General features: G+C 43.1%; 24 protein-coding genes and 1 tRNA gene. 11 read left to right on the plus strand and 14 right to left on the minus strand.

Annotated features, from left to right (window positions below; translation table 11 throughout):
* Positions 1–8 precede the first annotated feature (8 nt).
* The 3 genes from V7K44_RS30435 (at position 9) to gmk (ending at position 1,747) form a co-directional block, all read left to right on the plus strand.
* Complete coding sequence (locus tag V7K44_RS30435) at positions 9–458, plus strand: DUF29 domain-containing protein (RefSeq protein WP_334937389.1); 450 nt, start codon at positions 9–11, stop codon at positions 456–458.
* Between the two features lie 256 nt (positions 459–714).
* On the plus strand, positions 715–981 hold the full coding sequence (remA, locus tag V7K44_RS30440) for an extracellular matrix/biofilm regulator RemA (protein ID WP_041233849.1): 267 nt from the start codon (positions 715–717) through the stop codon (positions 979–981).
* 166 nt (positions 982–1,147) lie between these two features.
* Complete coding sequence (gene gmk, locus V7K44_RS30445; RefSeq protein ID WP_334937470.1) at positions 1,148–1,747, plus strand: guanylate kinase; 600 nt, start codon at positions 1,148–1,150, stop codon at positions 1,745–1,747.
* Between the two features lie 73 nt (positions 1,748–1,820).
* Here the strand turns inward: gmk and V7K44_RS30450 are convergent, their stop codons facing one another.
* The 3 genes from V7K44_RS30450 to V7K44_RS30460 form a co-directional block, all read right to left on the minus strand.
* The gene (locus V7K44_RS30450; protein ID WP_322671975.1) at positions 1,821–2,342 is read right to left on the minus strand and encodes a photosystem I reaction center protein subunit XI; all 522 of its coding nucleotides are present in this window, start codon (positions 2,340–2,342) and stop codon (positions 1,821–1,823) included.
* Positions 2,343–2,618: 276 nt separating this feature from the next.
* Positions 2,619–2,768: a photosystem I reaction center subunit IX gene (gene psaJ, locus V7K44_RS30455; protein WP_094349471.1), complete on the minus strand. Its 150-nt coding sequence runs from the start codon at positions 2,766–2,768 to the stop codon at positions 2,619–2,621.
* Between the two features lie 39 nt (positions 2,769–2,807).
* Entirely contained in the window at positions 2,808–3,302 is a 495-nt protein-coding gene (locus tag V7K44_RS30460; RefSeq protein ID WP_334937392.1) for a Photosystem I reaction center subunit III, read from the minus strand.
* Between the two features lie 281 nt (positions 3,303–3,583).
* Between V7K44_RS30460 and tsaD the strand changes: the two genes are divergently transcribed.
* Positions 3,584–4,633 carry a tRNA (adenosine(37)-N6)-threonylcarbamoyltransferase complex transferase subunit TsaD gene (gene tsaD, locus V7K44_RS30465; RefSeq protein WP_334937394.1) on the plus strand — a complete coding sequence of 350 codons (1,050 nt, stop codon included), beginning with the start codon at positions 3,584–3,586 and terminating at the stop codon, positions 4,631–4,633.
* 140 nt (positions 4,634–4,773) lie between these two features.
* Here the strand turns inward: tsaD and V7K44_RS30470 are convergent, their stop codons facing one another.
* Both V7K44_RS30470 and V7K44_RS30475 read right to left on the minus strand, forming a co-directional pair.
* Positions 4,774–5,691, minus strand: coding sequence for an alpha/beta fold hydrolase (locus V7K44_RS30470; RefSeq protein ID WP_334937396.1), 918 nt, complete (start codon positions 5,689–5,691; stop codon positions 4,774–4,776).
* 122 nt (positions 5,692–5,813) lie between these two features.
* Complete coding sequence (locus V7K44_RS30475; RefSeq protein ID WP_012410214.1) at positions 5,814–6,533, minus strand: hypothetical protein; 720 nt, start codon at positions 6,531–6,533, stop codon at positions 5,814–5,816.
* 505 nt (positions 6,534–7,038) lie between these two features.
* On the opposite strand from V7K44_RS30475, the gene V7K44_RS30480 reads away from it, so the two are divergent.
* From V7K44_RS30480 to V7K44_RS30505, 6 genes are all read left to right on the plus strand, one after another.
* Entirely contained in the window at positions 7,039–7,590 is a 552-nt protein-coding gene (locus V7K44_RS30480; protein WP_334937398.1) for a GNAT family N-acetyltransferase, read from the plus strand.
* A 307-nt stretch (positions 7,591–7,897) separates the two neighbouring features.
* Positions 7,898–7,971 (plus strand) — tRNA-Pro (locus tag V7K44_RS30485).
* A gap of 646 nt (positions 7,972–8,617) precedes the next feature.
* Entirely contained in the window at positions 8,618–9,436 is an 819-nt protein-coding gene (locus V7K44_RS30490; RefSeq protein ID WP_334937400.1) for a Tic22 family protein, read from the plus strand.
* 25 nt (positions 9,437–9,461) lie between these two features.
* A complete protein-coding gene (gene prmC, locus V7K44_RS30495; RefSeq protein ID WP_334937402.1) occupies positions 9,462–10,352 on the plus strand; it encodes a peptide chain release factor N(5)-glutamine methyltransferase in 891 nt (296 codons plus the stop codon).
* Positions 10,353–10,422: 70 nt separating this feature from the next.
* Complete coding sequence (locus V7K44_RS30500; protein WP_334937404.1) at positions 10,423–11,031, plus strand: L-threonylcarbamoyladenylate synthase; 609 nt, start codon at positions 10,423–10,425, stop codon at positions 11,029–11,031.
* Between the two features lie 97 nt (positions 11,032–11,128).
* Complete coding sequence (locus V7K44_RS30505) at positions 11,129–12,064, plus strand: sensor histidine kinase (protein WP_334937406.1); 936 nt, start codon at positions 11,129–11,131, stop codon at positions 12,062–12,064.
* 108 nt (positions 12,065–12,172) lie between these two features.
* On the opposite strand, the gene V7K44_RS30510 is transcribed toward V7K44_RS30505, so the two are convergent.
* From V7K44_RS30510 to V7K44_RS30550, 9 genes are all read right to left on the minus strand, one after another.
* Positions 12,173–12,691: a GNAT family N-acetyltransferase gene (locus tag V7K44_RS30510; protein ID WP_334937408.1), complete on the minus strand. Its 519-nt coding sequence runs from the start codon at positions 12,689–12,691 to the stop codon at positions 12,173–12,175.
* Between the two features lie 256 nt (positions 12,692–12,947).
* Entirely contained in the window at positions 12,948–13,361 is a 414-nt protein-coding gene (locus V7K44_RS30515; protein WP_334937410.1) for a hypothetical protein, read from the minus strand.
* A 73-nt stretch (positions 13,362–13,434) separates the two neighbouring features.
* A complete protein-coding gene (secF, locus tag V7K44_RS30520; RefSeq protein WP_334937412.1) occupies positions 13,435–14,424 on the minus strand; it encodes a protein translocase subunit SecF in 990 nt (329 codons plus the stop codon).
* Positions 14,421–15,833, minus strand: a complete 1,413-nt coding sequence (gene secD, locus V7K44_RS30525; protein WP_334937472.1) for a protein translocase subunit SecD — start codon at positions 15,831–15,833, stop codon at positions 14,421–14,423. Before secD ends, secF begins: the two co-directional genes overlap by 4 nt.
* Before the next feature lie 136 nt (positions 15,834–15,969).
* Positions 15,970–16,953: an alpha-ketoacid dehydrogenase subunit beta gene (locus tag V7K44_RS30530; RefSeq protein WP_099100369.1), complete on the minus strand. Its 984-nt coding sequence runs from the start codon at positions 16,951–16,953 to the stop codon at positions 15,970–15,972.
* A gap of 224 nt (positions 16,954–17,177) precedes the next feature.
* Positions 17,178–17,615: a type II toxin-antitoxin system VapC family toxin gene (locus V7K44_RS30535; protein WP_334937414.1), complete on the minus strand. Its 438-nt coding sequence runs from the start codon at positions 17,613–17,615 to the stop codon at positions 17,178–17,180.
* A complete protein-coding gene (locus V7K44_RS30540; RefSeq protein ID WP_334937416.1) occupies positions 17,612–17,881 on the minus strand; it encodes a hypothetical protein in 270 nt (89 codons plus the stop codon). Before V7K44_RS30540 ends, V7K44_RS30535 begins: the two co-directional genes overlap by 4 nt.
* Positions 17,882–18,050: 169 nt before the next feature.
* Positions 18,051–19,031, minus strand: coding sequence for a porphobilinogen synthase (gene hemB, locus V7K44_RS30545; protein ID WP_334937418.1), 981 nt, complete (start codon positions 19,029–19,031; stop codon positions 18,051–18,053).
* Positions 19,032–19,448: 417 nt separating this feature from the next.
* Positions 19,449–19,808 (minus strand): DUF4870 domain-containing protein, encoded by a 360-nt coding sequence (locus V7K44_RS30550; RefSeq protein WP_334937420.1) that lies wholly within the window; start codon positions 19,806–19,808, stop codon positions 19,449–19,451.
* A gap of 123 nt (positions 19,809–19,931) precedes the next feature.
* Here V7K44_RS30550 and prfC point away from each other — a divergent pair, with 123 nt between their 5' ends.
* On the plus strand, positions 19,932–21,560 hold the full coding sequence (gene prfC, locus V7K44_RS30555) for a peptide chain release factor 3 (RefSeq protein WP_334937422.1): 1,629 nt from the start codon (positions 19,932–19,934) through the stop codon (positions 21,558–21,560).
* The last annotated feature ends 264 nt before the right edge of the window (positions 21,561–21,824 follow it).

The following is a 21,824-nucleotide window of genomic DNA, read 5'->3' on the forward strand; positions in this document are numbered from 1 at the left end:
ATTAAATAATGTCTAAAATACTTACTCAAATTCTCTATAAACAGGATTACCACTTGTGGTTAGAAACTACATTGAAACAATTGCAAGAAAGAGATTTAGAGTATCTTGATTGGGATCATTTGATTGAGGAGATTGAAAGATTGGGTAATGAACAGAAGCACAAGCTCGAAAGTTATTTACTGCAACTTCTCAAACATTTGCTTTTGTATCAACATTGGAGCCTGCCTGAATGTAAAAATCATTGGGAAGTGGAAATTGATAATTTTCGGGTGGAACTCAGGAAATTAACTAAATCTAAAAACCTCTACAACTATCTGCTCACAGTGCTTGAAGAAGTCTACATTGATGCGCTACGACAAGCAAAAAAGAAAAGTGGATTGAATTGTTTTCCGCAAACTTGTCCTTATAGCATTGAGCAAATTTTAGATGTAGATTATTTACCACCATTTGAATTTTGAATTCCGTTTTGCGGTACTAGTCTCTTTACATAAAGATAAAAATACATCATCTAACTAGCTTGGATCAGCCGAATTACACCTGTATCTTTAGGAATATTTTTAGGAAAAATAGCTGATAAATAGCTAAAAGAAGGAGACATTATTTAAAAACCTACACTGGCTTGAATTTAAGCGTTGTAACTCCTGTTTTTTGGCGATAACATGGAAAGAAGTTTATTTCAAGCTTTATCAAACCGCGTTTAGCGTCAGTTTTTTTATGGACATTCAGTTAATAAACATCGGCTTTGGTAACATCGTGTCTGCCAACCGAGTAGTTGCCATTGTCAGTCCAGAGTCTGCCCCGATTAAGCGGATTATTACCGATGCACGAGACAGAGGTCAACTGATTGATGCAACTTACGGTCGTCGGACTAGAGCTGTAATTATCACCGATTCGAGCCACGTAATTTTGTCAGCGATTCAGCCGGAAACGGTAGCGAATCGCTTTGTGATTTCTCGCGAGCATCAAACTGTAGATAATTGACTAGCAGTGGATTTTTCCCACTCCTCTTTGCACCGTATCGGTAGTACTATGTGAATTAGACAAATTTTCTGTCACTCTTGCTACAAATTCTTTAGTCACTAGTGCACTAGACCAGGAACACAAGACTAATGAATAATATGTATTGATTGATTCACAGGTTGAAGGGATGATGCCAGTTTTACCCATCCAGAGTAGTGCGACTACCGAAGAATGCTTACATTTAGGCAGGTTAATTGTTTTAACTGGCCCCAGTGGGGTCGGTAAAGGCACTTTAATGCGATCGCTCCTAGAGCGTCATCCAGAACTCTATTATTCCGTATCCGTGACAACTCGTTCTCCCCGTCCAGGGGAAATCGATGGCAAAAGTTATTACTTTATCAGCCGCAGTAAGTTTGAGCAATTAGTTGCTGAAGGTGAATTTTTAGAATGGGCAGAATTTGCTGGTAACTATTACGGCACACCCCGTGAAGCTGTACTTAACCAAATTCATTCTGGTAAGTTGGTGGTGCTGGAAATTGAACTAAAAGGGGCAAGACAAATTCGTGCTTCTTTCCCCAGTGCCCTCAGCATTTTTATTTTACCGCCTTCCTTTGATGAATTAGAGAAACGAATACGCTCTCGTGCCCAAGACTCTGAAGAAGCGATCGCCCGTCGTCTGCTCCGCGCCCAAGAAGAAATTCAAGCCGCAGATGAATTTGATATTCAAATCGTTAATGACGATTTTGAAACTGCTTTAAATGATATTGAAGCTGTTTTGTTTAAATAAGTTAGGAGTTAAGAGTTAGAAGTCATGAATTTAAACTCCTAACTCCTAACTCCTAACTCCTAACTCCTAGTAATTAACCAAATAGACCTTGAATTAGTGCCAAATTACTAGTCAAAAAGTAAGCAACTACTGCACCACCAATACCACCAATCAAGAAAGAACTACCGAAGTTGTTCCAGCTTTCTTTAGAGTTAAAAGCATCTGCTGGAGGCTTGGGTACGGTAACACTGGGAAGTGCTTTGGGTGGATTGCTATTTGCATACAGCGATAGAGCGCCTGTGAGAACTACAACCAAGCCAATGGCTGACAGTAACCCAGCTAAGTTAGCATTATCTGTGTCCCGCAGTGGACCTAATTTGGCAAAGGGGCCAAATAGCCAGTAACCATGAGCCATACCAACTTCTAAACCGCGTCTAGCAGGAGCCAGACCTGGGCGATAAGCAGGTAAATTATTAATAAACCCCTTGACCAAGGGAGAAGAATTAACCGGGGTTTCTAGGTTGCCTATCTGTGGATCGCCAAATGCTGGAAAAACAACTTCCCGATTTCTAGGATCGCTAGGAAGATTCTTTGATGCATCTACTGCTTGTGCCATATTTTATGTTCGCCTCTAAATTAAAATGGTGGCATTTTTATATTAATAATAATTGTCGCTCAAGAAGCATTTTGTTTAGGAAGTTTAGAAAAATTAATTTAGCTTATTTTAAAACCGTGAAACTCGCGATCTGTAAACAGTATCACGAGTTTCAAAAAACTATTTTTGCCGGCTATTTTAGTGATAATTCTGCCTAACTAAGCTGAAAAAATCAACTACACAATATTAGGCAAAAAACAAGACATTGATTCAACAGTCCTAAATTCCATTTGACACTTATGGTAGTGGGTGGAAAAGTAGGTCGGGGAAAAAGCGGTTGAATTCAATCAATATACCTGCTGTGATGAACAGCCATATCGTAGCGGCCACGGGCGCTGTGGAAATGAATTTAATCAAATAAGCTGATTGATCGCCTTTGTCTGCCATGAATTTAGTCTCCAAAACGAATGAATTAGTTAAGCTGATTTAGCGTGGGGAAATGGGGATTTCTGTATCCTTGGCTGCTAATTTTCCAGAGAGAAGTTCTTGGACTGCTGCTACTGGCCAAGTAAAGCCTGACGCTATGATAGGTAGTGCCAAACCAAGATCGATTTGGATTTCTTTTAGTTCAGTGTCAGATTCCTTTTTAATTGCTTGCAGATAGGCACGACCTACCCAACCAATCCAACCAGCAATATATAGAAACAAAATGCTAGGGATCAGGAAGTCACCAGCATGATCTAGACGACCATCAACAATCAAGTGGGGATATCCCTCAGGACCACACAGTTCTTGAGAATAACGCTCAAACCGCTTTTTCCCTGATTGGGGATCGGCGGTGGTGTTACGGGCATTAGCTGCTAGCTCTTGAAAAGCGGCATTGTCTTTACACGGTGTCAAATTAGCCCCTAAAGCTTGTGCTGGGGGGGCAAAGTTGAACCAAAGACTAATCGCTAACATCAAAGCAAACAATCGTCGCATAGAGTTGTTTCCTTTTATTACAAAACAAGAAGTTCTTTGTACAAAACGAAGCGGCTTGTACAGTTGTTTATTTGCATAACTAGGAAGTCATCATACTCTTGGGTGGGAACCGAGTAAAGTTTAAGTCAATAAAAGTTAAAGCTTCTCAACCAAAATTAGTGCTGAGTGCTGAGTTATGAGTGCCGAGTATAAGAATTGTTGTTGTAGGGTAGTAAAGAAGCAAGATTTTTTCTCTACTATTCAGGACTCAGAACTCAGCACTCAGAAACTCAGAACTCTCAATGACAACCGTTTTAGCAATAGAAACCAGTTGTGATGAAACAGCCGTCGCAATTGTTAACAATCGTAAAGTTTGCAGTAGTATCGTAGCCTCGCAAATTCCAGTCCACCAGCAGTATGGCGGGGTAGTGCCAGAAGTAGCCTCTCGCCAACACCTGGAAACCATCAATGAAGCGATCGCACAAGCCTTAGAGCAAGCCCAACTAGATTGGGGACAAATTGACGCAATTGCCGCAACTTGTGCCCCTGGACTTGTAGGAGCGCTATTGGTGGGGTTAACTGCTGCCAAAACTCTAGCGATGGTACACAACAAGCCATTTTTGGGAGTTCATCACCTCGAAGGTCACATTTACGCAACTTACTTGAGCGAATCAACTTTAAATCCCCCTTTTCTTAGCTTACTGGTTTCAGGCGGACATACAAGCTTGATTTATGTCAAAGATTGTGGTATCTACGAAACTCTGGGACAAACCCGTGATGATGCTGCGGGTGAAGCCTTTGATAAAGTGGCGCGATTGTTAAAGCTGGGTTATCCGGGTGGGCCAGTGATTGACAAGTTGGCACAGCAGGGTAATGCTCAAGCCTTTGCTTTACCGGAAGGAAGAGTTTCTTTACCCGGTGGAGGGTTTCATCGTTATGATGCGAGTTTTAGTGGGTTAAAAACGGCTGTATTACGTTTAGTGCAGCAGTTAGAGAAAGATGGGGGACAAGTACCAGTGGCAGACGTAGCAGCTAGCTTTCAGGATACGGTAGCGCGATCGCTAACCAAAAGAGCGATCGCCTGTGCCCTAGACTATGGTCTAGATACAATTGCCATTGGTGGCGGTGTAGCAGCAAATAGCGGGTTGAGAAAAAACCTCCAAGCCGCCGCCGTTAAACATAACCTACGCGTCCTATTCCCACCTCTAAAATTCTGTACCGATAACGCCGCCATGATTGGCTGTGCCGCCGCTGACCATCTATCCCGTGGTCATACATCCCCCCTTACACTAGGTGTTGAGTCTAGGTTAGGGCTTACTCAGGTAATGAAGTTGTATCACTCTATTGAGTAGTCATTGGTCATTGGTCATTTGTAATTACCAATGCCCAATGGAACTCAGTAGTGCTGAGTGGGGAATTTTACTTCCTTACTCAGCACTCGGAACGGGCTAAAGGCCCCGCTACCGCTAACGAAACTCAGAACTATTTTGCCCTATACCCTATAACTATTGACTATCGCCCGGATGTGATCGGCCACTGCATCCGGCTGTTCCAACATAGCCAGGTGTCCACAATTAGGAATTTCCAGAACATTGTCACCACAATATTGAAAAAGCTTGTGAAAGCTGGCTAAATGGCGCACATACTTGGGTTCCATAACCTTGTCTTCCGCGCCAGCCAAAAAATAAACTGGCTGCTTCAGTTGTGATACTAGCTCAGGTAAACGATTGATTTCTTCTTCAGTTGTGGAGTCTAACAGAGTTCCCAGAGCCGCTTCTGGGTCAGCCACAACGAAATCTATTACTCGCTGACGTGCCCAATAGCGCTCTAAAGGACGAGCCACACTAGCTCTGGTAAACAGCAAATCAATCAAAGGCACTTGGGACAGCCAGCGCGGACGGACTTGCAAAAATTTCTGACCCGCCGAGCGAAACTGCTCAAAGGCTTCTTTGAGGTAAATACCACCGCCAGCGTTGATACAGATAACTCCCTTAACACACTCAGGCATTTGATCTGCTCCCCAAAGAGCGATCGTCCCGCCTAATGAGTGACCAATTAGCCAAGCACTCGTAATATTTAGCTGTTTCAGGAGAGCTGCTAAATCCTGAGTATACGCAGCAGGAGTATAAAGAGAATCGAAAGATGAGTCAGCCGCACTACTGGAGATGGGCGTCAGACTCAAAGACGTTTGTGCTCGACTAAAATCAGTTTTTACCTGGGATTGGGATTCACCAAAACCCCGCAAATCATAGGACAGGCACTGCAAATCATCTGATAGGCGGGAAATCACAGGTTGCCAATATCCACGGCTATTGAGCCAACCGTGGATAAATACTAAAGCATGGGGGCAGGAAGTGGGAGCCGTTAGCTCGTATGCGTGTGGAACGCCCAAGATTTCGATAGTTGCCATACTTGTATCGTACCCTTAAGGACGGGTGCGACTAAATACTAAAGTGGAAAGAGTTAGAAGTTAGGAGTGAGGAATTTTTAACTCATAACTCATAACTCATAACTCATAACTTCTCACTTTTTTCATTTACCCAGCAACCTCTGTCGCACCCCTTCAGCAATTTTGTGACCCAGATATTCAGGAATCAGACTTTCATTTGGCCCCAACAAGTAGAGAATTAGCCGTGTACGTCCGCGCCAAACCAGTAAATTGGCATTGACTACCAGCAGGTCTTCCTGCCAGATAGCGTACATCACTTTGTAGAATAATCCTGGTTGATTATCAGCTTCAATCACTAAGGCAGGGAGATGAAAGACCGGATCGACATAGAACTCAGTTTGTACCTGCTCTAAGCCAGTGTCAAGATTGAATTCTACTGCCAGCATCTCTTCTACCTCAAACCGACCTCCTAAAGCCTCGCGAATGGCGCGACAAACATTTTCTGCGGTTTTCTCGGTCAAGGCTTTACTACCACGAGATACCAACAGTTTGATAAAAACTAACATTGGCGGACGGATTTGACCGTATAGACTTAAACCGTGGATAGTCAACCCATAAGCTGCTAGTACACCAAAAATATCGCTGAGGAGAAAAGACTGGTTGCGGTAAGCAAAATGCAGGGCACTTTTGCTACCTTCCGGTTTCAGCTCAATAACAGCGCGTCTAGTTTTATAGAGACGGTAGGCTAACCGCAAATTTTGTAGTTGAATTTCACTACTGACGAATTGCTCATAAAACTGGGGAAACGCTCGGTTAAAGCGCTTTAGGAGTTCCAGTGTCGAAGATTTTAAACCAGAAGCCATTGTTAAGGGTAAAACTCGCTTGCTTTCGTCATCTGGGGGCTGGGTGTTGGGGGTTGGGTGTTCAGGACTGGGGACTGAGGATTGGGGACTGAGAGGAGGGAGGAGGGAGTAAGGGAGAAGAGTAGTTTTACCCTCTGCCCCCTACACCCCGCCCCTCTGCATCAATGTCCAATCCTGTGTATACAATTCATTCCTAAGCTAACGTGCATTTAAGCTCTATACGAGCAATTGCCAGGATTAGGTTTTTCCATTATGAATTTTAAATTTTGAATTGTTTATATCCTTACCCTTTTAGTGAATTTCTCCTAGCCTTTACAACAAAATGCTAAAGTTGAAAATGATTGGTGTGAAACACGCTCTAACTGGCTGCTACCATTGCAAATCCCGAAAACAACCGAAAAACTTTGAGTGTAAAGGGTAGTAAATGGGGGTAGCGATGTTAAAAGTGAATCAACACTCCTGAGAGTGGAAACCAATTCAGTTATACTACCCGAACCGCGTTGGCATGGGTTTTTGGAAATCTTGGTTTAGTACTCCTGAATCTGTAGGGACAACTAGGACAAACCTCTTTGAAGAGCATACAGCGGAAACTGCGGGCAACTCCAGCCCCAGTAGTATTAGCGAAGCTGCTTCAAAGGAGGCTCGGATCGTCTTCAGTACGGAACGAGATATTGACCTATATGAGCTAGAAGAACTCTGTGATGCAGTTGGTTGGTCGCGTCGTCCTCTAAGAAAAGTAAAAAAAGCTATTGAGCATAGTTTTCTCGTTGCCTCAATGTGGCAAGTGAGAGGAAACCAAAAGCGGCTCATTGGTTTTGCCCGTGCTACCTCAGATCACGCGTTTAATGCCACTATCTGGGATGTAGTGGTTCACCCAGACTTTCAAAGTCAAGGACTGGGCAAGGCGCTGATGAAATACGTTCTCAAAAAACTTAGGAGTGAAGAAATTAGTAATGTCACTCTCTTCGCTGACCCCCATGTTGTAGATTTCTACCGAACTATGGGGTTTATGGCTGATCCAGAAGGCATCAAAGGTATGTTCTGGTATCCTCACTAATGCTCAATCCAAATAAAACCCGATTCGCACAATAAAATCAGGTATAGTAGTACAAATCTATTATTTAAATTTGGTTTGACAAGGTTTAGCCGACGAACGCACAAGTAATATCTCTTGTAAAACTAAGTCGGCAGACAAACCTTTAACCTTTATCAGTTTAAATATCTAATGTAGCTAGTATTTGCAGAAGATATAAATATATTAGGCATGAGCGGTGTTATGTGATATGATTGCCTTAACGCTTTTGTGAAAGCGCGATCGCTTTGATGGAAACTAAAACTAAACCCAAAAAAGCGGATGAGTATAACGGGATGTAGCGCAGCTTGGTAGCGCGCCTGCTTTGGGAGCAGGATGCCGCAGGTTCAAATCCTGTCATCCCGATTTAATTAATATAGTTAACAGTTAGGGTAGTTAGTTAAGTTTTATTTACTAATATCTGCAATTTAATTGGATATTTTTATGGAGAAGACCAATTAAGCTGTTCTGCTGTTGAAGCTTAACAGGTAAATTTAGTAATTAAGTAGTAAGGTAATTTTTAACACTGAGCTTTGTATAGATTTGAGAAGATATTAAACCAATCGCAGATGGAACGATTGATTAACTAATAGCGTCAACTGATATTAGCAAAAGCCGATAAAATGGCATTTATCATCTCCAAGGTTGGAGAGATGTAGAGACTTTTTGCTGTTTGAGAAGACATATAATAAGCATCTACGGCATTTCGCGGTCAATAGCGAAGCGAAACCTAGAATAACACAACGTTAGCACAGCCAATTTGTGAAAACGATACTACAGCAACTCTCAATAGTTAGGGAACATTGGATTTTGACCGTTGACCCTCCGGGTTCGGCAGTCCCTCTTTGTTGGAACAACAAGACCGGGCTGTCTCACGCTTAACACTCAACCTCAACGCGCACAATGAATTTTTCACAACTGAAATAGATTGCTATATAACTAAAGCTAGTTGGTGCTGTGCAAATCCAACCATTTGTTTAATTTAATTGGACTATTGATGCGAGGAGCAGTCATGAAATCATTTATTCGCTTAGGCGCAACATTGGGTATAGCTGGTAGTGTATTTTTAACGGGGCTTTCAGGAATAGGCAATCTACCAGGAATGGGTAATCTAGAGGCGATCGCTCTGCCACAAGATCAGATAGTGAAAAAGCTCCAAGAAGTACCTGTATTCACGCTCACCAATCCTAAAGGCGAATTCGTAGTTCTTTCGAGAAACAACGCATCCAAGCCAGTATCACAAGTGGGATTTTTTATTAGCAAGCAAGATGCTCAAAAATTCCTTGACAATCGACTCAAAAAAGAAAATCCCCAGTTGGCAAGCACTCTACAGGTTAGACCTTTGTCCTTGGCAGACTACTATAAAATAGTCCAAGAAAGCAAAAAGAAATCAGATTCTGTGATTTATACTTTAGTTCCGACGCAACAGCAAGTAGCTTCGGCAACAAGTATGCTCAATCAAAATGGTAAAAAGGGAGAGCAATTCAATGGTATTCCCTTATTTGTACCAAAATTTAAGAAAGATAATAGCTATCTGACTATTCCCCTTGCTAAAGGTAATGAGCGATACATCCCTTTCTTTTTTGAGAAAGAACAAGCAGTGGCTCTGTTAGAGGAATTCAAAAAAGCCGTGCCAAAGGAAGGAGCCAATACTGAAATTCAGGTGGTAGATTTGTACGGTGTTATGGAAGCTCTCAATAGCAGCAGCGACCCTAGTATCAATAAAATTGTTCTATATCCATCACGGGAGTCGATCAATTTTATTCGCTCCCTGGCGCCAAATCAATCACCAGGGGCCAAGCCAGCTCCTGCCGCCGCTCCGAAAAAATAACGGATATGCGCTCCAAGGTTGAGCTATGGGGGAGAAACATCTGATAGTCTCTGGTTTACAACTTTGGCAGTGGCGGAATGCAGCTCTCAAAGCAGCGATCGCCACTGATGTCCCAGCAATAGAGGTAGATTGGCTACTCCTGGAAGTTGCTGGGTTAGACCGTTTGGCACTACGTTTGGAGTCTTTTAAAAACTGGCCGCAAATTCAACTGCAATTGCCGCTACAAGAGTTAGAAGAGTTATGGCAGAGGCGATTAAACGATCGCTTACCAGTGCAGTATATTGCGAGAGCTACAACTTGGCGTCAGTTTAAAATTGCGGTGTCGAGTGCGGTTTTGATTCCTAGACCAGAGACAGAGTGTTTAATCGATTTAGCTGAAGCATCTGCTAGCAATGCTTCAGGACATTGGGTAGATTTGGGTACTGGGAGCGGTGCGATCGCCATCGGATTAGCAGATGCCTTGCCAAAAGCCACAATTCATGCTGTCGATTACAGTTTAGAAGCTCTAGCGATCGCTCGAACCAACGCTGATAATTTGGGTCTTGCTGACCGGATTCAATTTTATCAAGGTTCCTGGTGGGAGCCACTGACATTGTTAAAAGGTCAGTTCAGTGGCATGGTGTCGAACCCCCCTTATATCCCCACCAGCATCTTACCGACTTTACAACCAGAAGTAGTTAACCACGAACCACATCTGGCTTTGGATGGTGGCGCTGATGGCTTAGATTGCATTCGCCATTTGATCGAAGTCTCCCCTAGTTATTTGCAATCGGGTGGCGTGTGGCTAATTGAGATGATGGCTGGACAAGCGGATGCAGTGCGAGAACTTTTACAAAATCAAGGTAGCTATTGTAAGATTCAAATTCACGCTGATTTAGCTGGAATTGAACGTTTTGCCTTGGCCTACAAAAGTTAGGAGTGATGAGTAATGAGTTATGAGTTATGAAATTCCTCACTCCTAACTTCTAACTCCTATTTTTGTAAACATGACCCAAGTTTCTCTAACAAATCTAATTAGTGGCGCACGCGCTGGTCTTTTGGTAAGCTTTCCTACTGATACTGTTCCGGCACTTGCAGCGATACCAGAAAAAGCAGCATTAATTTTTGCAGCGAAGCAACGCAGTCAAGATAAACCTTTGATTTTGATGGCGGCTAGTGCTGAAGATTTGTGGCCGTATGTCAAGGGTAGTGAGAATGAATATAAAGTTTGGCAAGAAGTAGCAGATAAATATTGGCCAGGAGGGCTGACATTAGTTTTGCCAGCGAGTGAACGCTTACCAAAAGTTATGAATCCCATCGATCCAACAACAATTGGGATTCGAGTACCAAACAGTGCGATCGCTCAAACTATTTTGGCGCAAACAGGCCCTCTTGCCACCACTAGCGCCAATTTTTCTGGTCAGCCACCTTTGCAAACAATGACAGAAATTGAGACTCAGTTTCCCCAGGTTTTGACTTTAGCAACGACAGAATGCCAGGGTGGAATGCAGGCGATAGGTGTACCTTCCACCGTTGCAAAATGGACAGGGAGAAATTGGCAAATTTTGCGACAAGGTGCGATCGAGTTAGAGATTTCGAGTGATAACCAAGTATAGGTAGCTATAATGTTGTTTTCGTGGTGTTAACAACAGAGAAATCTGAAACTTTAGTTTGCGCTGTTGTACTTAATTAGCAAATTAATAATTGCCAGATATGAATTGGAGCAACTGGATATATCTAGGAGCAGGAATAGCACTAGGTATGGTTTTCCGTCAGATATTTGGGCGGTGGCTACGCCCAAAGCAGGCATCGCCAAATGTTTCATCTAGCTCATCCCCAGTAGCGCCATTAGCTCAACAGGATATGTCACTAATATTACAACAGCTACAGCAAACGCAGCTGGCATATCTGATGGCAAGGGAAATGAGCCAGTTTAAAGCTGGTTTTTTGGCGCGGACTACCCATGAATTGCGATCGCCTTTTAATGGTTTGATTGGCTTACATCAATTAATTTTGTCAGATTTGTGTGAAAATCCAGCTGAAGAGCGAGAATTTATTGCCCAAGCTCACGAGCGAACGCTGAAGTTGCTGAAGCTAATGGATGAAATTCTCAATGTTGCTAGAGTTGAACACGGCACCAATAAATTAGATATTCAGCCCAGACCCTTAGCCCAAATTTTAGATGAGGTTCATGACTTAACTTATATGCTGGCGGCAAATCGCAATTTTCCCTTAAAATTATTACCCGCCGACTCAGAAATTTATGTTTTGACAGATTACCTCTGGCTCCGCCAAGTATTGATAAGTTTAATAGATACTGCCATTACTCAGATGGAGGAAGGGAGCATTTGTATTTCCACTAGCACCCTACCTACAAATAATTTTGTAACCATTTGGCTAGATTTACCGACCCATGCTGTATCTTGGAGCGAACCGATTGATTTGCTCAAATTTGAAGATCGGTTGGCCCAGATTGAACAAAAGAAGGCTGCTCTTTCCCCAGGAATGAGGCTATTAATCAATCAGACTCTGGTGGAAGTTATGGGAGGAAAGTTAGAAATCTTGCCTTTGACCATTGTGAAGGAACCACTTCAACAGCTTACCAGACTACAAATCTCTATCCCCCTAGTGAGTAGTGCTGAGTGCTGATGAGTAGTGCTGAGTGCTGTTAGCGGTAACGGGGCGTTTAGCCCGTGCTGAGTAGTAGAGACGAAATCTTGGTTCTTGACTATTTTACTACTACAACAGTTCTTATACTCAGCACTCAGCACTCATTGCTCGGAACTGCTGCGGTGATTCTTGCAGATGAACTTCTGTAGCAGAAACGAAAGCACGATTAGCTTGATTGTGTAACACCATCGTAGTGGTAGTGTTGGTTTGAAAACCAATCTTTTCGTAGAAACCCTGCTGGTGAGTAGTCATCAGGTAAACACGCTCAACCGACCTCATGCGGGGATGTCTCAAAACAGTTTCTACTAAATTGCTTCCCAAGCCACTATGTTGATACTCTGGATGAATCACAACATCCCAAATTGTGGCGCGATAGATGCCATCGGATGTTGCTCTCGCAAAGCCAATGAGTCGATCGCGATCGCAAACAGAAATTACTGGCTCACTATTGGCAATCGCTATACCTAAATCCTCAATACTGCGTCCCTTTGCCCAAAAAGCGGAAATGTTTAACAGTTCTTGCAGTTGATAAAGGTCAATTTCAGACTTGTGTTCGCCTCCGGCGCAGCGCAGATGTTCGCTAAATTTAATCTGAAGATCGTTCATGTATGGCATCCACTTTTAGCAGTATCTTTGAGCAGACATTTGGTGTTAAATATGCACCTACTACATCTCTACATTCTTTTTCAGCAGATGTCTCGTACAATGTCTACAGCTAGTAATGAAAAGTTTGTAGTAAGCACTTTAGTGCTGAGAAAATTAAGAACTAAAGCCCTTACTACGAACTTGCTTACCCATCAATTTAAACTTTGAGTTAAGTCATATTTTGCTATAAATTACTGTACGTGTAGAGAAAGAAAATTTAATGACAAACCCATTTCCATAGAGGATGAGTTGCTCCCTGCTGACGTATCCGATAAACTTGTTTTTCTAAACGTTGTTTTTCCTGTGGTGGCAGTCCGAGTAGAATATTCCGACTTTGCCAAACTAAAACAGCAGCAGTCATCCCCAAACAAAAGGCGAGACCGAAGGTAGACAGTGGATGGTAAAATAATCCAAATCTCACTGCCACCCAGGTAAAATATTGTTGCCACAGAGCAATTTCTGTACGTAGACCCCACAAAGAGATAGGCGCAATGGTCAGCCATAAACAGCCCACAAATAGCCACCTGCCATATACTGTTAGCTGATGTAGCTTTTGTACTTGTTGAGCAAACGATGGGTCAAATTTCTCCGAGTCTGGGACAGAATTTAATGTTTCTTCTGGTTGATCCATAGGGGAATAAAATTGCAAGGCGTGGGTGAGCAATTCAAAATGCTTTCACCCAATTGTGAAATATACACTCTTTTTAACTATCCTGGGAACTGGGAGATGTATCAATCGAATCAGGGTTGTCTAACACCTGCGATTGCCCTTTACGCTCTCGCCACCAAGTTAGAAGAGTACTGGCGATGAAAATACTCGAATAAGCTCCCATTGTGAAGCCAATAATCAAAGCGAGGGAAAAGTATTTCAGTGTTTCCCCGCCAAATAGAAAGATTGCAGATAATGTCAGTAATACGGTTAAGGTAGTGTTGATCGATCTTGTCAATGTTTGGTTAACCGCATCATCTACAATTTCGGCAATCGACTGTTCGGGATGGATTTTAAGGGTTTCCCGAATGCGATCGTAAATTACCACTGTGTCGTTGACTGAGAAACCTGTGATCGTAAGTAAGGCAACGATAAACAGGCTATCGACTTCGATGCCCGCCACCAAACCCAAAAATGAAAAAGCCCCAACTGTGATCAAGATATCGTGGAATAGGGCAACGATCGCAAACACAGCATAATCCAACTGGAAGCGGAAACTCATATAGATAGTAATACCAATGAAGGAAACTATCAGAGCTAACATCCCAGATGTAAACAGTTCTTTTCCCAAGGTGGGGCCAACGGAGTCAATCTGGTTCTTTTGTGGGTCAAAAACGCCGATTTCTTCGCTCAAAGCGTTTTGTAATTTGGTACGCTGATCGACACCCAAATCTTTCGACCGAATTAGTACACCATTTTCTACACCATTTTCTGAGACAAGTTGGATACTGCTATCACCTAGTCCCTGTGCTTTTGCTACTTCCCGGACAGCGTTGATATCAATTGGTTTGTCGCAGTTACCAGGTTTGGTGCAATCTCGGACAAACTGCAACCGCGTACCACCGATAAAATCTAAACCGGGACGTAAGGGGGAATGAATATTCGGTTGTTGCCAAGAAATCACCATTGAGATGATACCAGCGATGATGATAGCGGCAGAAATACTCCACCAAAGCGATCGCGATTTATTAATACTTAGTTTCATGGAGTCACCTCTGCCTTATTTGATGCTGGCAGGTTTGGACAGAAAAGTTCTGTCTTCCGCAAGGAGTGAATTGAAATTGCCAAAAACAGCAATGTCCGACTACAGGTAATTGCGGTAAACATACTCACAGCTACCCCCAAAGCTAAGGTAAGAGCAAAGCCTTTGACTAAACCAGACCCCAGCCAAAACAGGGCAGCGCAAGCAATCCATGTCGTGACGTTGCTATCTAAAATACTAGAAAATGCCCGATAAAAACCAGATTCCACAGAACGATACAGAGATTTACCTGCCCGCAATTCTTCCCGCGTCCTTTCAAAAATTAGCACATTGGCATCAACTGCCATCCCAATACTGAGAATAAAACCAGCAATTCCTGGCAAAGTTAGGGTAACACCCAACAAAGCAAAGGTTGACCAAGTTAAGAGGGAGTAGATCACTAGTGATATATCCGCAATCAATCCTGGTAGTCGATAGTAAACCACCATGAATATTAATACTAAAGTCAAACCACCGACTCCAGCATAAATACTACTTTGAATGCTATCTTTACCCAAGGTTGCTCCGACTGTCCGCCTTTCTGCGATTTCTACTGGTACGGGTAATGCGCCACCGCGTAACTGCACGCCTAAGTCATTGGCTTGCTGGGCGGTAAAACGTCCTGTAATCACAGCAGAACCACCAGTAATGCCAGTAGCGGCAAATTCTATACCCACAGTGGGAGCGCTAATCACTTCATTGTCCAGAAAAACACCAATGCTACGCCCAGTACCAGCGAGATTTTTCGTCAAATTGGCAAAGAGTTCGCCACCCTTTTGGTCGAAGCGAATGGCAACATTCCAGTTGTTACCTTGAGTGGGTTCACCATAGGCATCCTTGAGGTATTTGCCAATTAGCGGTGGATCGGTGCTTTCAAACAATTCTGCGATCGCTTGATTATTTTTTTGTAAGTCTTCTTGATTCTTGACAATTGCCGCTTTGTCTGTATTCTTTCTTAATTCTTCTTGCTTGAATTTCAATTCGGCTCTTGATGCTTGAAAAGCCAGCAGTTGAGTTTCTGTATTCGCCTTTTGAGTCCGAAATTCTAACTGTGCTGTACCTCCTAGCACCCGTTCAGCTTGCTCTGGATCGTTGACTCCTGGTAGTTGCACCAATATTTTATCTGCGCCGACTGTTTGAATTACTGGCTCAGAAACGCCTAGACCATTAATCCGGCCTTCGACAACTTTCTTCACACCTTCCAATTCTCGGTCGGTGATTTTGGGAATATCCGCTGATGGTTTCACCTGAATTGTGAGCTGTGAACCTCCGCGCAAGTCCAGCCCAAGGGGTATCGGAATTGTGGCAATCACCGTAATAGCGGCGATTGTCAGGACTAAAATCAAAATTAATAGCGATCGCTGTCTTTGCATACCATAACTCGCAACTGACAAAGGCTATAATAGCGCTCTTTTATGGAGTTATGAGCAAGTATTGGGTACTGGGGATCGGGGATTGGGCATTGGTTATTTTCTTTGTACCCAGTCTCCAGTCCCCAATCCCTAATCCCTAAACTCGCAAGGCTACCATTTTTTCCACAGCTTCGACTATTTGCTCTGGTTGGATGATTGTTAGCCGTTCCAGATTGCCGTTGTAAGGTGTGGGAATATCTTGGGAAGAAAGCCGCAGTACTGGCGCATCCAATTCATCGAATAAGCGATCGTTTATTGAGGCGATGACTTCTGCTCCAATACCCGCAGTGCGCATCGATTCTTCCACAACAATAACTTTATGGGTTTTACGTATTGATGCACCAATGGTATCAAAATCTAATGGCTTGAGGGATATTAAATCGATAACTTCTGGATCGTATCCTTGTTTTTCAAGAGTTTTTACCGCTTGTAGCACATGATGGCGCATCCGCGAGTAAGTAATAATGGTTACATCTTTCCCTTCACGCACAATTTCTGCTTTATCCAGAGGTAGCAGATATTCTTCTTCTGGTAAATCTTCTTTCAAGTTGTAAAGCAAAACGTGTTCAAAGAACAATACTGGATTATCATCGCGGATAGCGGATTTCAGCAGTCCTTTAGCGTTTCTTGGTGTGGAGCAGGCAACAATCTTCAATCCTGGCACAGCTTGGAAGTAGGTTTCTAGTCGCTGGGAATGTTCTGCGCCTAGCTGCCGTCCTACACCTCCAGGGCCGCGAATTACCATCGGAATTTTAAAGTTACCGCCAGAAGTATAGCGCAGCATCCCAGCGTTGTTGGATATTTGATTGAAGGCGAGCAGTAAAAAGCCCATGTTCATGCCTTCAATGATCGGACGTAACCCAGTCATTGCGGCTCCCACAGCCATCCCAGTAAAGCTATTTTCAGCAATGGGGGTGTCTAGAATGCGGAGTTCGCCATATTTTTGGTACAGGTCTTTGGTAACTTTATAGGAACCGCCGTAGTGTCCAACATCTTCACCGAGAACGAATACGCTGGAATCACGCGCCATTTCTTCATCAATGGCTTCCCGTAAGGCGTTGAAGAATAGTGTTTCTGCCATTTAGACCTTTTAGTACGATTATGGTTTTAGAATTTTATCGTGCTGCTGTCGCAAATACAGTGAGCGATCGCACTAGTTAGAGTTTAGGTTTTTTAAATAAACGGCCCCTAGCATAGAGCGAGTGATTGCCATAACTATATCAAAGCTATTTAATTCCGATTTTAGATGTTTTATGAGCTTTGGTGTTTTCATTTAGATTACCGTAAGTAGTGGCGATCGCATCCCTAAAACACCCGCTCAAAAGGTTTTTTCCGATAACGCCGATAAATATCAAAATCACTGTCCAAAGTAGCGTAGGCGTAGCCCGCCGCAGGCATCGCAGCAATATCTAAGCGTTCTGAAATGACAATCAAGGATAAATCTGCAAAATCCCCTGGTAAATCTCTATACTGAGTATTCAACTCAGCAATGCGCGAAAAATCTTGCGGTAATATTTGCTCACACTCATAGAGTTGTTTAGCAACATCTAGAAGAAACTCGTTTTGTGTACGCCAATCAAAGTTGAGCAACCACACCACTTCTGCAATAAAAATGGGCGTAGTCACCAGCCTAGAAGTACAGTTTTCAAAGAAGCGACGCACCTGTTGGTGATACTGATCTCTGGCACTGTAGTACGCAAACAAAAACCCGCTATCTGCGAGTATAAGCGGATAATAGGTCATGAATGCCGCTTGTTGAGATATTGAGCGATCGCTTTTTTACGGTTTGAGCGTTCCGATAAATCCGTTGGTGCATCTTGTAGCAGATGTTCAGGGTGTCCACCCCGTCTCTCTAGCAAAGTTTTACCTGCTTGTAAGGTTAGCCAGCGTTCAGCAATCAAGCGTCGGATCAATTCACTCTTTTCCGTTTGCTCGTGAGCTAAAATATCGGCTAGCTGCCGTTCTGTTTCTTCATCCAGTCTGACACTGAGTATAACTTTTATTATCATTGTCATACATATATTACAAGGATAACGCGGATTAGTTAAATTTTGCTTGATTTCGCACCAGCCAAACCCAAAATACAAAGAATCTCACACCCAAACACCAAAACACAACTGTGCGTCTTCGCGCCTCTGCGTGAGATTTCCCCCTAAATTACTATTCAATATGCCTAGCCTACTTTAACCATCTCGCCGCATCTTTGGCATGATAAGTCAAAATCAAGTCTGCACCAGCGCGTTTAAACCCAGTTAAAGTTTCCATAACCACCCGCTCCTCATCAATCCAACCATTGAGAACCGCAGCTTTCACCATCGCATACTCACCAGAAACATTGTAAGCTGCAACTGGTAAATTACTCGCTTCCTTCACCCGCCAGATAATATCCATGTATGCCAAGGCTGGCTTAACCATGAGCATATCAGCACCTTCAGCGATATCTAATTCAATCTCTTTAATCGCTTCGCGGGCGTTACCTGGGTCCATTTGGTAAGTTCTTCTGTCCCCAAATTGTGGTGTCGAGTCTGCTGCATCCCGGAATGGGCCATAATAACCCGAAGCATACTTAGCAGCATAAGATAAAATCGGCGTATCTTGAAATCCTGCTTCATCCAAACCCTGACGAATTGCTTGCACAAACCCATCCATCATTCCCGAAGGCGCGATGATATCAGCACCAGCTTTCGCTTGAGAAACCGCTGTTTTCTTCAACAATTCCAGAGTTGGGTCATTTAAAACTCGTCCTGTTAAATCACCAGTTTGTAAATAACCACAATGACCGTGACTGGTATATTCACATAAACAAGTATCAGCAATTACAACCAAATCTGGCACTGCTGCTTTTACCGCCGTCGCTGCTTTTTGGACGATACCGCAATCATGCCAAGCGCCAGTGGCATCTACATCTTTATCAGCCGGAATCCCAAATAAAATAATCGAAGGAATTCCTAAGTCGTAAACTTCTTTTGCTTCTTCAACAATTTTATCTACCGAAAGTTGGTAGACTCCGGGCATCGATTTCACCTCATTAGCGATTCCCTCACCCGGTACAGCAAATAGTGGGTAGATTAAATCGCTTGTTGTTAAAACAGTTTCACGAACCATCCGGCGCAGTTGGGGATGAGTACGCAGACGACGGGGGCGATGTGTAGGAAACATAAAATTTTATGAAGAAAAACAACGCAAATAGACACAAAACAAAGCGTCACAAAAGCAGGTTAAAATTTTCCTGCCGTCAGACAGACTACAAACAGTGCTTAACTGTCCTTTGCCCTACTCTTAATCAAGTTGTGGGGCAATTTTGTATTCTACAGCTTGGTTGCACCTATCCGACGGACTGGAAAAAAAAACAACATTATGAAGCAATTCAAAATTATAAGACTCTCTGTTGGCAAAATTGTGGGTAATTGAGGGGTGAAATTTAAACGCAAAGTGGCGCATTCGCAAAGCGTCTCGAAGAGAAGGTAAACGCAGAGGTACGCAGAGAATTTGCTACGAATTAATTAAATTTTTTGTGTATTTGGTAGCAAATAACTGACAATTACCAATGCCGAATGCCCATACTCATAATCTATGCTAAAAAACTCGGAAAATATAGGGATAACGGAAGGGTATATCAGGATTGCTAAAAACTCCAATGAGCGCCCAAATTGTTAATCCCCAGTGTAATAGATATCCCAGACCGGCTAGTGGCCCCAGCAATAATAGAGGTAATACTAACCAACCGAATAGAAAAAATAACGCTCCCAGAACTGCACCATAAAGCCAGACATTAAAATGGAAATTGATGGATTCTTTGGCGTTTTCTTTAACAACAGGATCGTCAGATACGAGCAGTATGGCGATAGGTATACCTACAGATACCACTGTTGTGCTGAAAAAAATCGCTCCATGAGACAAGGCAGATAGAAGCTTTCGCTTGTCTGTGTCGTACATTGCTTTCTCCTATTTAGTCAGATTGTTGGTTATACTACGACCCTATCATGAGCATCGTTGTCTTAAGATTAAAAGACTTGCCAGAGTCAAAAAAATTAAGCTAGCTAACAAACAAATACATTTATGTCTACTGAACTTCAGTCTGAACTTATTCAAGCAGTTGAACTTCGCCGCAACTTTGCGATTATATCTCACCCCGATGCAGGTAAAACGACACTAACTGAAAAGCTACTCCTGTACGGGGGTGCAATTCACGAAGCTGGGGCGGTTAAGGCACGACGGGCACAGCGCAAAGCTACTTCTGACTGGATGGCGATGGAGCAACAACGGGGTATTTCCATTACCTCCACAGTGTTGCAATTTGAATACCGGAATTGTCAAATCAATTTATTAGACACTCCCGGACACCAAGATTTCAGTGAAGATACTTACCGCACCCTCGCCGCCGCTGATAATGCAGTGATGCTGATTGATGCGGCAAAGGGTTTGGAACCGCAAACCCGCAAATTGTTTGAAGTATGTAAGTTGCGGGGTATCCCAATTTTTACATTTATCAACAAGCTCGATCGCCCAGGAAGGGAACCTCTGGAACTGTTGGATGAAATTGAGCAAGAATTGGGATTGCAAACTTATGCAGTCAACTGGCCGATTGGTATGGGCGATCGCTTTAAAGGTGTTTTTGACCGACACAAGCAACAAATACACTTGTTTGAACGCAGCGCCCACGGTAGCCGAGAAGCCCGCGATACAATAGTGGAGTTAGGCGATCCGAGAATAGAAGAACAGCTAGAACAAAGCCTGTACCACCAACTGAAAAATGATTTAGAACTGTTAGAAGGAGTTGGGCCAGAGTTAGATTTACAGTTGATACACGAAGGCAAAATGACCCCTGTGTTCTTTGGTAGCGCCATGACTAACTTTGGGGTAGAGTTATTCCTCAAGTATTTCCTCGACTATGCCCTTAAACCCGGTTCTCATGTCAGCAGTGTTGGCGAAGTTCCCCCTACATACCCGGAGTTTTCGGGGTTTGTCTTCAAACTGCAAGCGAATATGGACCCGAAGCACCGCGATCGCGTCGCATTTATCCGGGTTTGTACTGGTAAGTTTGAAAAAGATATGATGGTGAATCACGCCCGCATTGGTAAACTCATCCGTCTCTCTCGCCCGCAAAAACTCTTTGCTCAAGAGCGAGAATCGATTGATGTGGCTTATCCTGGCGATGTGATCGGTTTAAATAATCCCGGTGTTTTTGCGATCGGGGATACAATTTACACGGGACAAAAGCTCGAATATGAGGGGATTCCGTATTTCTCGCCGGAACTGTTTGCATCTCTGAGGAATCCCAACCCCTCGAAGTCTAAACAATTCCAAAAAGGCGTTGCGGAATTGCGAGAAGAAGGTGCTGTGCAAATTATGTATTCAACTGATGAAGCCAAGCGCGATCCAATTTTGGCGGCGGTGGGTCAGTTGCAATTCGAGGTAGTACAGTTTCGCTTACAAAACGAGTATGGTGTAGAAACCATATTAGATGTATTGCCCTACAGTGTCGCCCGTTGGGTTGAGGGTGGTTGGGAAGCATTAGAAAAGGTGGGACGAATATTCAATACCACTACAGTTAAAGACAGTATGGGACGACCAGTGTTGCTATTCCGCAATGAGTGGAATTGTCAACAGTTATTGGGCGACCATCCAGAGTTAAAATTAAGCGCGATCGCTCCAGTATTTTCTAGTCAACAACCAGTGGAGGAATAATTCACTACGAATTTTAGATTTTAGATTTTAAATTTTAGATTTTTTTGTTCATGCCTTGCCCCTAGTGGGTAGAACAAATCTAAAATCTTTAATTTAAAATCCTTGAGCCAAGTAACCTTGTGGTCAGGCTCAATCCAAAATCCAAAATCCAAAATCCAAAATTAGTTGACAAACAAAACTTGAGCGCGGTTGATTTCCACGGCATCCGAGGTTCGCGCTTTTGCACAAACGTGGATCATTTAGAAGAGATTGGAGTGCCAGAAT

It is taken from the genome of Nostoc sp. (genome assembly GCF_036917235.1).
GTDB lineage: Bacteria > Cyanobacteriota > Cyanobacteriia > Cyanobacteriales > Nostocaceae > Nostoc.

Excerpts from the sequence above, each read along its gene's own strand:
- secD (WP_334937472.1), bottom strand. The coding sequence starts at position 15,833 with ATGCAAAGACAGCGATCGCTATTAATTTTGATTTTAGTCCTGACAATC.
- prfC (WP_334937422.1), top strand. The coding sequence starts at position 19,932 with ATGTCTACTGAACTTCAGTCTGAACTTATTCAAGCAGTTGAACTTCGC.
- V7K44_RS30550 (WP_334937420.1), bottom strand. The coding sequence starts at position 19,808 with ATGTACGACACAGACAAGCGAAAGCTTCTATCTGCCTTGTCTCATGGA.
- V7K44_RS30535 (WP_334937414.1), bottom strand. The coding sequence starts at position 17,615 with ATGACCTATTATCCGCTTATACTCGCAGATAGCGGGTTTTTGTTTGCG.
- V7K44_RS30490 (WP_334937400.1), top strand. The coding sequence starts at position 8,618 with ATGAAATCATTTATTCGCTTAGGCGCAACATTGGGTATAGCTGGTAGT.
- gmk (WP_334937470.1), top strand. The coding sequence starts at position 1,148 with ATGATGCCAGTTTTACCCATCCAGAGTAGTGCGACTACCGAAGAATGC.
- tsaD (WP_334937394.1), top strand. The coding sequence starts at position 3,584 with ATGACAACCGTTTTAGCAATAGAAACCAGTTGTGATGAAACAGCCGTC.
- V7K44_RS30500 (WP_334937404.1), top strand. The coding sequence starts at position 10,423 with ATGACCCAAGTTTCTCTAACAAATCTAATTAGTGGCGCACGCGCTGGT.
- V7K44_RS30475 (WP_012410214.1), bottom strand. The coding sequence starts at position 6,533 with ATGGCTTCTGGTTTAAAATCTTCGACACTGGAACTCCTAAAGCGCTTT.
- V7K44_RS30480 (WP_334937398.1), top strand. The coding sequence starts at position 7,039 with ATGGGTTTTTGGAAATCTTGGTTTAGTACTCCTGAATCTGTAGGGACA.
- prmC (WP_334937402.1), top strand. The coding sequence starts at position 9,462 with ATGGGGGAGAAACATCTGATAGTCTCTGGTTTACAACTTTGGCAGTGG.
- V7K44_RS30435 (WP_334937389.1), top strand. The coding sequence starts at position 9 with ATGTCTAAAATACTTACTCAAATTCTCTATAAACAGGATTACCACTTG.
- V7K44_RS30505 (WP_334937406.1), top strand. The coding sequence starts at position 11,129 with ATGAATTGGAGCAACTGGATATATCTAGGAGCAGGAATAGCACTAGGT.
- psaJ (WP_094349471.1), bottom strand. The coding sequence starts at position 2,768 with ATGGCAGACAAAGGCGATCAATCAGCTTATTTGATTAAATTCATTTCC.
- V7K44_RS30510 (WP_334937408.1), bottom strand. The coding sequence starts at position 12,691 with ATGAACGATCTTCAGATTAAATTTAGCGAACATCTGCGCTGCGCCGGA.
- hemB (WP_334937418.1), bottom strand. The coding sequence starts at position 19,031 with ATGTTTCCTACACATCGCCCCCGTCGTCTGCGTACTCATCCCCAACTG.
- secF (WP_334937412.1), bottom strand. The coding sequence starts at position 14,424 with ATGAAACTAAGTATTAATAAATCGCGATCGCTTTGGTGGAGTATTTCT.
- V7K44_RS30540 (WP_334937416.1), bottom strand. The coding sequence starts at position 17,881 with ATGATAATAAAAGTTATACTCAGTGTCAGACTGGATGAAGAAACAGAA.
- remA (WP_041233849.1), top strand. The coding sequence starts at position 715 with ATGGACATTCAGTTAATAAACATCGGCTTTGGTAACATCGTGTCTGCC.
- V7K44_RS30470 (WP_334937396.1), bottom strand. The coding sequence starts at position 5,691 with ATGGCAACTATCGAAATCTTGGGCGTTCCACACGCATACGAGCTAACG.
- V7K44_RS30460 (WP_334937392.1), bottom strand. The coding sequence starts at position 3,302 with ATGCGACGATTGTTTGCTTTGATGTTAGCGATTAGTCTTTGGTTCAAC.
- V7K44_RS30515 (WP_334937410.1), bottom strand. The coding sequence starts at position 13,361 with ATGGATCAACCAGAAGAAACATTAAATTCTGTCCCAGACTCGGAGAAA.
- V7K44_RS30450 (WP_322671975.1), bottom strand. The coding sequence starts at position 2,342 with ATGGCACAAGCAGTAGATGCATCAAAGAATCTTCCTAGCGATCCTAGA.
- V7K44_RS30530 (WP_099100369.1), bottom strand. The coding sequence starts at position 16,953 with ATGGCAGAAACACTATTCTTCAACGCCTTACGGGAAGCCATTGATGAA.